This is a genomic window from Vibrio owensii CAIM 1854 = LMG 25443 (assembly GCF_000817815.1).
Lineage (GTDB): Bacteria > Pseudomonadota > Gammaproteobacteria > Enterobacterales > Vibrionaceae > Vibrio > Vibrio owensii.
Genome location: NZ_JPRD01000025.1, coordinates 161,621 through 172,225, shown reverse-complemented (window position 1 = coordinate 172,225; position 10,605 = coordinate 161,621). Strand labels below are relative to the sequence as shown.

16 protein-coding genes are annotated in these 10,605 nt (G+C 45.3%); 9 read left to right on the top strand and 7 right to left on the bottom strand.

What is annotated here, in order from left to right:
- The first annotated feature begins 181 nt into the window (after positions 1-181).
- The 7 genes from H735_RS15935 to H735_RS15905 all read left to right on the top strand — a co-directional run bounded on the left by H735_RS15935 (position 182) and on the right by H735_RS15905 (position 3,269).
- Positions 182-592 carry an NUDIX hydrolase gene (locus H735_RS15935; RefSeq protein WP_020197392.1) on the top strand — a complete coding sequence of 137 codons (411 nt, stop codon included), beginning with the start codon at positions 182-184 and terminating at the stop codon, positions 590-592.
- Complete coding sequence (locus tag H735_RS15930; RefSeq protein ID WP_020197393.1) at positions 585-1,001, top strand: NUDIX hydrolase; 417 nt, start codon at positions 585-587, stop codon at positions 999-1,001. The genes H735_RS15935 and H735_RS15930 overlap by 8 nt, the downstream gene beginning before the upstream one ends.
- On the top strand, positions 998-1,474 hold the full coding sequence (locus H735_RS15925) for a hypothetical protein (protein ID WP_020197394.1): 477 nt from the start codon (positions 998-1,000) through the stop codon (positions 1,472-1,474). The genes H735_RS15930 and H735_RS15925 overlap by 4 nt, the downstream gene beginning before the upstream one ends.
- Before the next feature lie 149 nt (positions 1,475-1,623).
- A complete protein-coding gene (locus H735_RS15920) occupies positions 1,624-1,950 on the top strand; it encodes a YceK/YidQ family lipoprotein (RefSeq protein WP_020197395.1) in 327 nt (108 codons plus the stop codon).
- A 201-nt stretch (positions 1,951-2,151) separates the two neighbouring features.
- Entirely contained in the window at positions 2,152-2,532 is a 381-nt protein-coding gene (locus H735_RS15915) for a hypothetical protein (RefSeq protein ID WP_020197396.1), read from the top strand.
- 42 nt (positions 2,533-2,574) lie between these two features.
- Positions 2,575-2,793, top strand: coding sequence for a hypothetical protein (locus H735_RS15910; RefSeq protein WP_005441533.1), 219 nt, complete (start codon positions 2,575-2,577; stop codon positions 2,791-2,793).
- A gap of 17 nt (positions 2,794-2,810) precedes the next feature.
- Entirely contained in the window at positions 2,811-3,269 is a 459-nt protein-coding gene (locus H735_RS15905) for a GNAT family N-acetyltransferase (RefSeq protein WP_020197397.1), read from the top strand.
- Here the strand turns inward: H735_RS15905 and H735_RS32100 are convergent.
- Together H735_RS32100 and H735_RS15895 are read right to left on the bottom strand one after the other, a co-directional pair.
- Positions 3,242-3,454 carry a DUF7661 family protein gene (locus H735_RS32100; protein WP_042985662.1) on the bottom strand — a complete coding sequence of 71 codons (213 nt, stop codon included), beginning with the start codon at positions 3,452-3,454 and terminating at the stop codon, positions 3,242-3,244. The genes H735_RS15905 and H735_RS32100 overlap by 28 nt on opposite strands.
- An 8-nt stretch (positions 3,455-3,462) precedes the next feature.
- Positions 3,463-4,281 (bottom strand): sterol desaturase family protein, encoded by an 819-nt coding sequence (locus tag H735_RS15895; protein WP_020197399.1) that lies wholly within the window; start codon positions 4,279-4,281, stop codon positions 3,463-3,465.
- Between the two features lie 180 nt (positions 4,282-4,461).
- Between H735_RS15895 and H735_RS15890 the strand changes: the two genes are divergently transcribed.
- Both H735_RS15890 and nagK read left to right on the top strand, forming a co-directional pair.
- Positions 4,462-5,211 (top strand): tRNA-uridine aminocarboxypropyltransferase, encoded by a 750-nt coding sequence (locus tag H735_RS15890; protein ID WP_020197400.1) that lies wholly within the window; start codon positions 4,462-4,464, stop codon positions 5,209-5,211.
- Positions 5,212-5,383: 172 nt separating this feature from the next.
- Positions 5,384-6,292, top strand: a complete 909-nt coding sequence (gene nagK / locus H735_RS15885; RefSeq protein WP_020197401.1) for an N-acetylglucosamine kinase — start codon at positions 5,384-5,386, stop codon at positions 6,290-6,292.
- Positions 6,293-6,458: 166 nt separating this feature from the next.
- On the opposite strand, the gene H735_RS15880 is transcribed toward nagK, so the two are convergent.
- From H735_RS15880 to H735_RS15860, 5 genes are all read right to left on the bottom strand, one after another.
- The gene (locus tag H735_RS15880) at positions 6,459-6,725 is read right to left on the bottom strand and encodes a DUF2960 domain-containing protein (RefSeq protein WP_005377584.1); all 267 of its coding nucleotides are present in this window, start codon (positions 6,723-6,725) and stop codon (positions 6,459-6,461) included.
- A gap of 74 nt (positions 6,726-6,799) precedes the next feature.
- Positions 6,800-8,578, bottom strand: coding sequence for a bifunctional molybdopterin-guanine dinucleotide biosynthesis adaptor protein MobB/molybdopterin molybdotransferase MoeA (locus H735_RS15875; protein WP_020197402.1), 1,779 nt, complete (start codon positions 8,576-8,578; stop codon positions 6,800-6,802).
- Positions 8,575-9,162, bottom strand: a complete 588-nt coding sequence (gene mobA, locus H735_RS15870; protein ID WP_005441549.1) for a molybdenum cofactor guanylyltransferase MobA — start codon at positions 9,160-9,162, stop codon at positions 8,575-8,577. Before mobA ends, H735_RS15875 begins: the two co-directional genes overlap by 4 nt.
- Positions 9,140-9,859: an energy-coupling factor ABC transporter ATP-binding protein gene (locus tag H735_RS15865; RefSeq protein ID WP_005445824.1), complete on the bottom strand. Its 720-nt coding sequence runs from the start codon at positions 9,857-9,859 to the stop codon at positions 9,140-9,142. The genes mobA and H735_RS15865 overlap by 23 nt, the downstream gene beginning before the upstream one ends.
- A gap of 43 nt (positions 9,860-9,902) precedes the next feature.
- A complete protein-coding gene (locus H735_RS15860) occupies positions 9,903-10,601 on the bottom strand; it encodes an ABC transporter permease (protein WP_005445822.1) in 699 nt (232 codons plus the stop codon).
- Positions 10,602-10,605: the final 4 nt, after the last annotated feature.

Genomic DNA, 10,605 nt, shown 5'->3' with positions numbered 1-10,605 from the left:
CTTAAGTGAACGGCATTAGGGCAATCGCTCTGCCTATTTATTTTTTTTGATGCCAAGAGTTAGTGACCCAAATCGCAATTTGATTAACGGCACAAGAGAAATGTGTTAAAGGAATTTGTTAACTCTTTGTTATCGCCTCAAGATTGTTAGAATGTTCCGTTAAATCAGGGGAGTGAGATGAATGCCGGAGCGAGCAAGTTTAATATTAATAAACGATCACCGAGAAGTTTTATTGATTGAACGAGTGAAGGGCGATAGACACTATTGGGTGTTTCCTGGCGGTAGTGTAGAGGATGGAGAAATTCTTTCTGAAGCGGCGAAACGCGAGGCACTGGAAGAAACCTCTATTGAACTAACATCGCTCACTCCTGTGTTTCAGATCCAAAATCAAGGCCGAATGGATCATTACTTCTTATCCCATATCGGCTCAGCCACCCCTACGCTAGGTAATGGCCCCGAACTACAAAGGCGCTCGGTTTCCAATCAATATATTTTGAGATGGGTGAGCTTTACTGAACTAGCCATGTTACCTCTCTTTCCAGTCGAAGCGAAACAAATATGCCTTCAGAGCGAGGAGGTATTCTTTGGTTGATAAAGTGTGTCCTCTGGTGTTGCGAAAACAAAACCGCGAGATTCTTCTTTTCAAACATCCTCTTGCGGGCGTTCAGTTGGTGAAAGGCACTGTTGAACTCTTCGATTGCGACTTCTTCAGTGCGGCAAAAAGAGAATTGGCAGAAGAGTCGGGCATCGAATTGGTCAATCACACAACCTACTTAGGGGCTTGGGAGAGTGGGTTTCAAGAGCAGCTTTGGCATTTCGTTTTGTGTGAATGTGAAGAGTTGCCGGAGCATTGGGTCTTCCACACTCAAGATGATGGTGGGCATGATTTCGAATTCTTTTGGCATGGGGTGACAAAAGACATTTCTTCCCATGCTCACCCTGTTTTTCAACGTGCTTTAGAGCAGGTTCGTGAGTTTATCCGCATTGGGGCAATGAAGTGAAAATTGAAATCGGTAATCACACGAATGCAGAGTTGCTTCAAGAACTCAAAGAACTACGCATTCAATTTAATCCGTTTGCCTTACAGCTGTTTGAAGATCAAATGATACAAACCAAACAACGTGGCCAGATAGTGTCTGTATTGGTAACAACGCCTTCGGAATTGGGGGCACCTTTTGGAGCAACGTTGGCTGAGCTTCTTACTCATGGAGCTCTGAAAGGGCTAGAGCCTTGTCCGCTCGCCGTCGCACCATACTTATTACTTCAAGGTATTTCGCTCACAAAAGACGAATACATAACAATCGCTTCTTTGCCTCTTGAGCAGAAAGACACCTATCCCAGAGGTTTGTATCTGCGTAAGCGAGATGATGGTGTTTGGCTAAGAGGTTATCGATGTGATGATGCCTTTATCTTTCCTCCTTCAATGAAGTTTGTGTTCATTGATGCGAAGGCTAAAAAGGGGGAACAACATTGACGTTCGACTATTACTCGTTCCCGACAATTTCACTGGAGATTTGTTGCAGCTTCTAAACCACATCCAAACGTCACATCTCACGTGTATCAGCAGTAAGCAAAGAAATACGTAAATCATTCTCACGAAGGAAGTACAAACAAGGAAAGTTCATGAAAAAACGACTCGTCATATTGGCAGCCATTGTGTTGCAAGGTTGTGCAACGATAGAGACCCTAAACCCAACAAACAATCATGTGAGAATCGCTCATGAGGGGGAGCAGAGCTACTGCAAGGAAATTCCAAGAGTTTATAGTGGAGTGAATTACAACATGTGTTTGTTGAATGGTGAGCCTAGCTATTCTGAAAACACGGGTCCCAAACTGGATGGGGTGCCTTTCTTTGTGTTTGATACTGCTTTTTCAGCGTTGGCTGATACTTTATTCCTACCATACACAATAACGATGCAGGCACAGAAAGGGTCAATAGAGGTTAACTAAGCTTTCAAGCGAACCATCAAACCAAACGCTATGCTTTTATCAGGAGCGAAATGATAAGGAAGAACAGCCATTGTTGTTCTTTCAACCTCTCACGTACGGTTTAAAGGCACTGTCGCTCTCAAAAATGGCGTCGAAATTACAATTATTTAGCTGATTTCTATATGCTTTGCGCATTCATTCAGATAAGGAAAGGAAACGATAATGGATAAATTCGTACTGTTTCTCCTATGCCTTTGCCTGACCGTGGGTGGTGTCATCCACATTTACGACAATATTGTCGATGGCTTTTTGCCTTACGATTTTGCCCCAGGCTGGTTAAACATGTATTGGAGCGCCCTTGGCCTCCTTGATTTACTCGCCGTTTATTTGCTGATTAGGCACCGCCGGACTGGGTTGGTTTTACTGTTATTGATTATGTTGAGCAGCGTAGGCTTTAACTCTTATGCGCACTATGGATTGGGCGTATTGGAGAGCAGTGGACAACTGCAATGGCAAACGTTGTTATTAGGGTTTTCTATTGGAGTATCAATTTGGCTGTGGAATTCGCAAAAGCATCGCCACTCACGTCAGATATTCCGGTAATTGTTTTATTCGATATTACGTATATTTAAACAGGGAAGTGTTATGGATAACTTTAAGGAGCTGGCGAGCTTCGGTGTTTTTGCCGCGCTATCGGGCTTTAGTTTTGGCGCAATCTTTTTTGGCATTGCGTTTGTGTACGCCGCCATCAACAAACAACAAGATGTGAGCGTGTTCGCCATCTCTTCAATTGTTCTTGGGATTATCGGTTTGTTTGTTGGTGTGACCCAATCAAATAAAAAACGCGATTTGATTAAAGCCTAAGCTCATTAAAATAGAAAATGCTTAAACGCGTTTCGAGTGAAAACCCTTCGGTAGTATCCCTTACTAGAGATTGCTTTCAAGAATTGAGAGCAATCTACTCTCCAAATAAAGCCGCGAAACCGACTTCAAGCAAAGATGAATGGGTCAATTATGCTTATTATCTTGAAGGTAGAATCGTTGGTTGCGTCAAAGTCAAACTTACAGACGACGAGCTGCAATTCTCAGGACTGGCTGTTGAAAGTGCATCTCGCAAACAAGGAATCGCTCGTCGCTTGATTGTGGCTTTATGTAAGTTACATAGCTCAGTGAATGCTTTGAGTGTCTGGTGTGTGGAAGAAACGGGTAATGTTGAGATTTTCAAAGCACTCGGTTTTGAAGTGCTGCAAACAGAGTCTTCTTCGTTGTTCTCGTTAACCAATGGTCGTCCAGCTACGGAAGTTAAAATGGGCTACTCAATCCGAAATACATTGGGATGAGTTGCGGTCGCGTGTTCGTGATACATATCATCTAGGTAGGTCAGTAACTCGTCCTCATCAAGAAAGGGCGGCACTACAAAGTCTCTGATTGGGCGCTTTATCGAAGTTTCCGAATCGATATAAAGCGTCCAAATCCCATCTTTGCATTCCGCAAGCACGACTTTTCCAAACACATTCACTTTCATTGAGCGGCTCATGAGGAAGACTTTTCTTTGTAACGAAATGGCTGGGTAATCAGTTTATCTAATCTTTGCTCGTCTTTGTCGCGAATCTCTGGAACACCAATCACAACATCATCATGTCCTAACTCCGGTTGAGCTCGATATGTGCCAAACAAGCGATCCCAGATAGACAAGAAGAAGCCAAAGTTTGAATGTGTCTCGCGCACGATGACGGAGTGGTGAACGCGATGCATGTCTGGTGTCACAACCAACTTACGTAACGTCGCGTCCCAAGGCAGTGGCAGCTTTGCATTGCTATGGTTAAACATGGTGCTGGCATTCAATACGATTTCAAACACAACGATGCCAATAGGAGAGACGCCTAAAGTAAACACAGCGGCGATTTTTACCACCATAGAGAGAATGATTTCTATCGGGTGGAATCGTGTCCCGGTTGTGACATCGATATCCAAGTCAGCATGATGCATGCGGTGAAGCTTCCATAGCGGTTTAACTCGATGGAAGACTAAATGCTGTAGGTAGATGATGAGATCGAGTAGCACAACGGTTATCAGCACATTTAACCAAGTCGGGAAGGCAAGAGCATTGAGTAGGCCCCAATGGTTTTCATAAGCGATGATGGCCGCTTGAAAGGCCGCAATCGGCATAACTATGGCAATAACGACACTATTTAGTGCGACCAATGTGAGGTTGTTAAACCAGCGAAATGAACGGTCGACAGTCAGCTGCTTTCTCGGTCGCTTGTTTTCCCACAAGGTGCACAGCAACAAAACACCAATGAAGATGCTGAGTCGTAGCCAAGAAGGGTCGTTAAATGCAGTTTCGGGCACACTAATTTCCTTGTTTGATTCGCTTATTTGTTAAGACCTTAACACTCCAGCGTATCTTTCAACGAGAAGAAAGGAATGTGAATGTCCGTCCGTTTATCAGCATTTCTTGAGACTAACCCTCTATGCAAGTAGAATCGCGCTCTACTTTATGAAGACCCTAACAACTGGCACTTTCTATCCATGAGAATCCACGCTTTCCATCGTTTATACCAGCACCGTCAATCTATCTCAACGAAGCCGTTTAACGCTCGCGGTTGTAAAGTGGTTCGCTGTCCTTATTGTCAGGTTTCTGAACAATATTGTTTGTGCGAGATTCAGCCGAACATTGAATCCAATATTGCCTGCATGCTGATCGTATCGGAAAACGAAGTGTTTAAGCCAAGTAATACTGGGCGTCTTATTGCTGATACGATTCAAGAGACCTACGTGTATCAATGGAATCGTACCGAACCTTCTGAAGAGATGTTGGCATTGCTAGAGAACGATGCTTATCAACCTGTGGTTGTCTTCCCTGCAGATTACGTGGATGAGCCTGAGCGTTTATTGGATGGTTTGAATCCGGAGCGATTGAAGGCATCCGATGGTTCGGACAAAAAATGGTTACTGATCTTCATTGATGGCAGTTGGCGTGAGGCACGTAAGATCTTCCGCCGTTCAGAGTTTCTTAAATCTTTACCTGTGCTTTCTATTGAGCCGGAATCACTGTCTGAATACATTATGCGTCGCTCGGACAATGAGCAGCATCTGTCTACTGCAGAAGTCGCGACGTTAGTATTCAAACAAGCAGGTGAAGAGCAAGCTTCGGAGTGTCTGCAATTGTGGTTTGAAGCCTTCCGTGAAACCTACATGCTGACGAAAACTCGAGTAAAAACCGACTGGTCTCGACCGCATCTGAAACGTTTCAAAGAGTGGGCTAAAATCGAGAGCTAACTCTAAGGAATGAACTTTTGTTGATGGCTTGTTGTTCAACTGGCTTCAACGAGGGGATAAATCTGCATTCCGTCACGGTTTGCAGGCGTACAGATATGGATAATGCCTAAAGTTTATCTTTTTGACTCCAGCATATTTTGGGAGTCGTTTGAGCATTTTAGGAGAGAATTGCATGTATTACGGCTTTGATGTCGGTGGCACTAAAATCGAGTTTGGTGCGTTTAACGAAAAACTTGAGCGTGTAGCAACTGAACGTGTACCAACACCAACAGACAACTACGATTTGCTGGTAGAAACCATTGCAGGTCTGGTTAACAAATACGATGCGGAATTTGGTTGTGAAGGTACGATTGGTCTTGGTCTTCCTGGCATGGAAGATGCGGATGACGCAACTGTACTAACGGTTAATGTACCTGCAGCAAAAGGCAAATCACTTCGTGCGGATCTGGAAGCTAAAATCGGTCGCAGCGTAAAAATCGAAAACGATGCAAACTGTTTCGCGCTTTCTGAAGCATGGGATGAAGACCTTCAAGACGAACCATCTGTACTAGGTTTGATCCTTGGTACGGGTTTTGGCGGCGGCTTTATCTACGAAGGTAAAGTGTTCTCTGGCCGTAACCACGTTGCGGGTGAGGTAGGTCATACACGTCTTCCTATCGACGCTTGGTTCCACCTAGGCGAAAACGCGCCTTTACTAGGTTGTGGTTGCGAAAAGAAAGGTTGTCTAGATAGCTACCTGTCTGGTCGAGGTTTTGAGCTTCTTTACGCGCATTACTACGGCGAAGAGAAGAAAGCGATCGACATTATCAAAGCAAACGCAGAAGGTGAAGCAAAAGCGGTTGAGCACGTTGAGCGCTTTATGGAGCTTCTCGCAATCTGCTTTGCGAACCTGTTTACTGCGACTGACCCGCACGTTGTTGTACTAGGCGGCGGTCTATCTAACTTCGAACTGATTTACGAAGAGATGCCAAAGCGTATTCCTAAGTACCTGCTTTCTGTCGCGAAATGTCCAAAGATCATCAAAGCAAAACACGGTGATTCAGGCGGCGTACGTGGTGCTGCGTTCCTAAACATCAAATAATCGTCTGAGTTTTCGGTAAGCGAAAATACATAAGACCTATATTGAAAGCCTCGTTTTCCTTTAAGGTGAAACGGGGCTTTTTACTTATAGAGTACGAACAAAAAGAATAGGTATAAAAAAACTCGCGACGAATCGCGAGTTTTTGTTTTGATCTGTGTCGCTTGGCTTATTTGTTCTTTTTGCCTACACCCAAGTTTTCTTTTTGAGCTAGGGTGATTTTGCTAAAGCCTAATTTTCTGAAGTAGTTATCACGGTAGTTGCGCACCGCTTTAGTATCAGATACTGCTTCGATTTGTTGCTCCATCTTTAGGAACTCAGTGATATCGATACCTTCTGCTTCTGCAACCGCTTCTTGAATATTGCGGTGTTGCTGGTATGAGAACGTCAGTTCTTTGTCTTGGTCTTTGTAAGTGTAAAGAATGGTGCGAGCCATAGCTGTCTCTCTGAAAAGTTTTTCTGTCATCAATAAAAAGGTCAGACGTGCTGACCTTCTCATTTTTAGTTGGGCTAGATTCTGCCTTGAAGTGGGATAATTGTCACGCTTTCTCCCGTTTTTACTGTATCAACAGCAGGGGAGATTTCGATCAGGCAGTTTGCCTCGCTCATTGAGCGCAAGATACCAGAGCCTTGTTTACCCGTTGTGCGGACCGTTAGACGACCTGTTTCGTCGAGTTCGTAGATACCGCGACTAAACTCGGTACGACCTTGGCGAGAACGGAGGTTTTCTGTGGCAATGGCACTGACTTTGAGTGGCTTCCAGCCTTGTTCACCTTGCATCTTACGCAGCGCAGGCTCAACAAAGTTGATGAATGAAACCATCACGGCAACAGGGTTACCCGGCAAACCAAAGAAAGGTTTATCGTTGATTTGACCGAACGCAAGCGGACGACCAGGACGCATGTTGATACGCCAGAAATCAATTTGCCCCAGTTTGTCCAATGCCAGCTTAATGTAATCTGCATCGCCAACGGATACGCCGCCAGAAGTCATCACTACGTCGGCTTGCGCAGAAGCATTTTCGAGCGCTTCAATCATCAACTTCTCGTTGTCTTCTAGAATTCCGAAATCCAAGATCTCGCAACCTAGCTTCTCTAACATACCCATGATAGTGAAACGGTTTGAATCGTAGATTGAATTCGCTTTCTGATCTGTACCTGGCGCTTGCACTTCGTCACCGGTAGAGAACACAGCAACTTTCAACTTGCGGAACACATTGGCTTCACCAAAGCCAAGAGAAGCAATCATGCCCATCTCAGGGGAGGCTAGGCGAGTGCCTGCGGTAAACACATCGCTACCAATTGCTAAGTCTTCACCCGCTTGACGAACGTTTTGACCGGTTTTGATGCTTGCACCATTGAACGTGACTGTATCGCCATGCTGTGTTGCCTGTTCACGCATAACAACGGTATCACCATTGATAGGTGTTGGGGCGCCCGTCATGATCTTAACCGCTTGACCAACTTCCACAGGTTGATCGTAAGCGTGACCCGCCATCACTTCAGCAACCACTCGGTAGTTGTCGCGCTCGATGTCATCACCGCGAATAGCGTAACCATCCATCGCAGAGTTGGTGTATTGCGGCACGTTAACTGGTGACACCACGTGGTCTGCTAGCACACGACCGTATGCATTTTCAATCTTGCACGCTTCGGTTTCAGCAACTGTGTTCACCAAAGATAGGATCTTTTCTTGTCCTTGAACGACAGAAAGGAAAGCCGGAGAAAGGGTATCACAGCAAGCACCTTCTTTCTCTTTACTCTTTGGTGCTTTCGCCTCTTGAACATACTGAATAACGAACTGGGCAATTGCTTCAAGATCGTTGATGTTCATTTGTGGCAGTTCAGATCCCAATTCGCCGCTGTCTGAAGCAATCGCGATGATGTTTTCATCGTTTGGATAAAGCCAAGGCTTGCCGACTTCTTCACGGTGTAATTCGATCTTAGGAAAGGCAATGTTTTTGCAGCCTTCCACTAGAACCACGTCTAGCTTGTCTTCATCAAATCGCGTCAGTAGGTAATCAAACTCAGATTCTGACTCTGGTGTTTCTGTCATCAGCGCGAAGCGGTTACGAGAAGAGATCAGCATTTGCGATGCGCCTGCTTTACGTAGGCGGTGGCTGTCTTTGCCCGGTTGGTCGACATCGAAGTTATGGTGGGCGTGCTTTAGCATACCGATGCGTAAACCTGCGTCGGTTAACTTTGGTAGCAATGCTTCAAGTAGCGTAGTTTTGCCCGTACCAGAGTAGGCAGCAAAACCAAGAATAGGGATGTTTAGCGTGTGTTTCATGATTCGAGTTGTCCAAATTGCGCCAATTCTTCAGGCGTATTTAAGTTGACGAAACAGTTTGGTGAGTCGCTAAAGTCAACGTAACTGGTGTTGCACTCTTTATAGAGTAGGATGATTTTACGATCGCCACGTTCTAAAAACGCGGTCAGCTTTGGCAGTACGCGCTTGTGGTAAAGCGTGAAGACGGGCTGTTGGTGATCGCCATCATGAGCAACCAAAATATCGGTGTCTTCTTTTACTGCATTACAAAAACGTTCAACAAGGTCGGTGTTGATTTGTGGGCTGTCGCAAGGGACGAAGCCAACCCAATCGGTTTCTGCATGAACCAAGCCCGCGTGGATACCGCCCATCGGACCTGGGAAATCTTTAAATTGATCGCTGAAGACGAAACCAAACGCACGGTAGGCGTCTTGGTTTCGGTTCGCATTGATTAGAATGCGTGGTGTTTGCGGAGATAAACGTTCGATAACGTGTTCGATGAGTGGCTTCTGATTCAGTTCGATCAGACCTTTGTCCTTTCCACCCATACGGCTGGCTTGACCACCAGCCAAAATGACCCAACTAGTTTGTGTTGGCTGAAGCATATGCGTTCTCTTGGGATGTTTCTTTTGGTATGACATACAAGAGTGGAGACTCTATCAAAGTCTTGTCTTTAATCCACCACTGTTTTTTACATAAATCCGTCAACGCGTTCGCTTGGTGGCTAGTCACAACAATACTAGAGCCACGATCAAGCAGATCTTTTGCCATGATAACCAGACGTTCAATCGACTCTTGGTCGAGAGAGGCACTTGGTTCGTCCATCAACAAAATCGATGGTTTTAAAATCCAAGCTCGTGCCATTGCTACGCGTTGCTTTTCACCGCCGGACAATACAGAGATGTGTTCGTCGGCTAAGGTTTCTAACCCTACCATGCGCAGCGCACTAATAACTTGAGCTCGCTTATCTTTTGCCGTGTCTTGTTGATATTTAACTCCATAAACGACGTTTTCGTACACAGTGCCGTCAAAAAGGTAAGGAGACTGATGGAGATAAATCACGTCAACACGACCATTGCGACGCGTCCACTTCTTCAACCAAGTATCTTTTGGAGCCACCACTTTCCCCGTTGAAGGCTTGAGTAAACCCGCAAGGATCTTGAGTAGGGTGGTTTTACCAACGCCATTGTCACCTTTTAGGTAAATCGCGTCGTTGGGACCAATGGCTAATTCAGGGATGTGGAAAAGCACACGCTCTTTAAAGCGCATGGACAATTGCTCGGCGGTAATTTTTATAGTCATAATTCACCCTTACATTGGGTCGATGGCGAGTCGATTGCTTGCTTCATGTTCTTAGATAGCCTTTGCCTCTCATGCTCGATAAGAGGAAGTTGAGCGCTAACGCTAACGATAGTAATACAATTCCTAATGCAACTCCTTGCGCAAAAGCACCTTTACTACTTTCCATAGCAATGGCCGTCGGAATATTACGGGTTACGCCCATAATGTTGCCACCAACCATCATTGAACAACCTACCTCTGTGACGATTCGTGAGAATCCCGCAATGATAGCCGCCAATAAAGGAAAACGTGTCTCCCAGATCATAGTAGCAGCGATACGAGGTATTGACGCTCCTAACGTAATCGCCGTTTCAACCGCGCGACGGTCACTCGATTGAAGCGCACCGTGCATCATGGAAACCAGAACCGGAAAACAGACGATCATTTGTCCTAAGATCATGGCTTTTTGCGTAAACAGCATTTGCCAATCACCCAAAGGTCCCGCTCTCGATAGCAGCATGTAGAGCAGCAAACCGATTACGACCGTTGGCACCGCCTGTAAGGTGTTCACAATGGACAGCAAGAACCACTTACCACGAAAGTCGGTGTAGGCGAGGACAAAGGACATCAAAATAGACGGCAATACCACCAAAGATATTGCCGTAATAGAAACACTAAAGGAGACCGCAACGATCTCCCATAGGTCTGCATCAAAATTCACCAGTAAGCGCAAGGCTTCTAGTGTTGTATCAGCAAGATTCATATTG

Excerpts from the sequence above, each read along its gene's own strand:
- H735_RS15935 (WP_020197392.1), top strand. The coding sequence starts at position 182 with ATGCCGGAGCGAGCAAGTTTAATATTAATAAACGATCACCGAGAAGTT.
- H735_RS15920 (WP_020197395.1), top strand. The coding sequence starts at position 1,624 with ATGAAAAAACGACTCGTCATATTGGCAGCCATTGTGTTGCAAGGTTGT.
- H735_RS15915 (WP_020197396.1), top strand. The coding sequence starts at position 2,152 with ATGGATAAATTCGTACTGTTTCTCCTATGCCTTTGCCTGACCGTGGGT.
- H735_RS15910 (WP_005441533.1), top strand. The coding sequence starts at position 2,575 with ATGGATAACTTTAAGGAGCTGGCGAGCTTCGGTGTTTTTGCCGCGCTA.
- H735_RS15905 (WP_020197397.1), top strand. The coding sequence starts at position 2,811 with ATGCTTAAACGCGTTTCGAGTGAAAACCCTTCGGTAGTATCCCTTACT.
- H735_RS32100 (WP_042985662.1), bottom strand. The coding sequence starts at position 3,454 with ATGAAAGTGAATGTGTTTGGAAAAGTCGTGCTTGCGGAATGCAAAGAT.
- H735_RS15890 (WP_020197400.1), top strand. The coding sequence starts at position 4,462 with ATGAGAATCCACGCTTTCCATCGTTTATACCAGCACCGTCAATCTATC.
- nagK (WP_020197401.1), top strand. The coding sequence starts at position 5,384 with ATGTATTACGGCTTTGATGTCGGTGGCACTAAAATCGAGTTTGGTGCG.
- H735_RS15880 (WP_005377584.1), bottom strand. The coding sequence starts at position 6,725 with ATGGCTCGCACCATTCTTTACACTTACAAAGACCAAGACAAAGAACTG.
- H735_RS15875 (WP_020197402.1), bottom strand. The coding sequence starts at position 8,578 with ATGAAACACACGCTAAACATCCCTATTCTTGGTTTTGCTGCCTACTCT.
- mobA (WP_005441549.1), bottom strand. The coding sequence starts at position 9,162 with ATGCTTCAGCCAACACAAACTAGTTGGGTCATTTTGGCTGGTGGTCAA.
- H735_RS15865 (WP_005445824.1), bottom strand. The coding sequence starts at position 9,859 with ATGACTATAAAAATTACCGCCGAGCAATTGTCCATGCGCTTTAAAGAG.
- H735_RS15860 (WP_005445822.1), bottom strand. The coding sequence starts at position 10,601 with ATGAATCTTGCTGATACAACACTAGAAGCCTTGCGCTTACTGGTGAAT.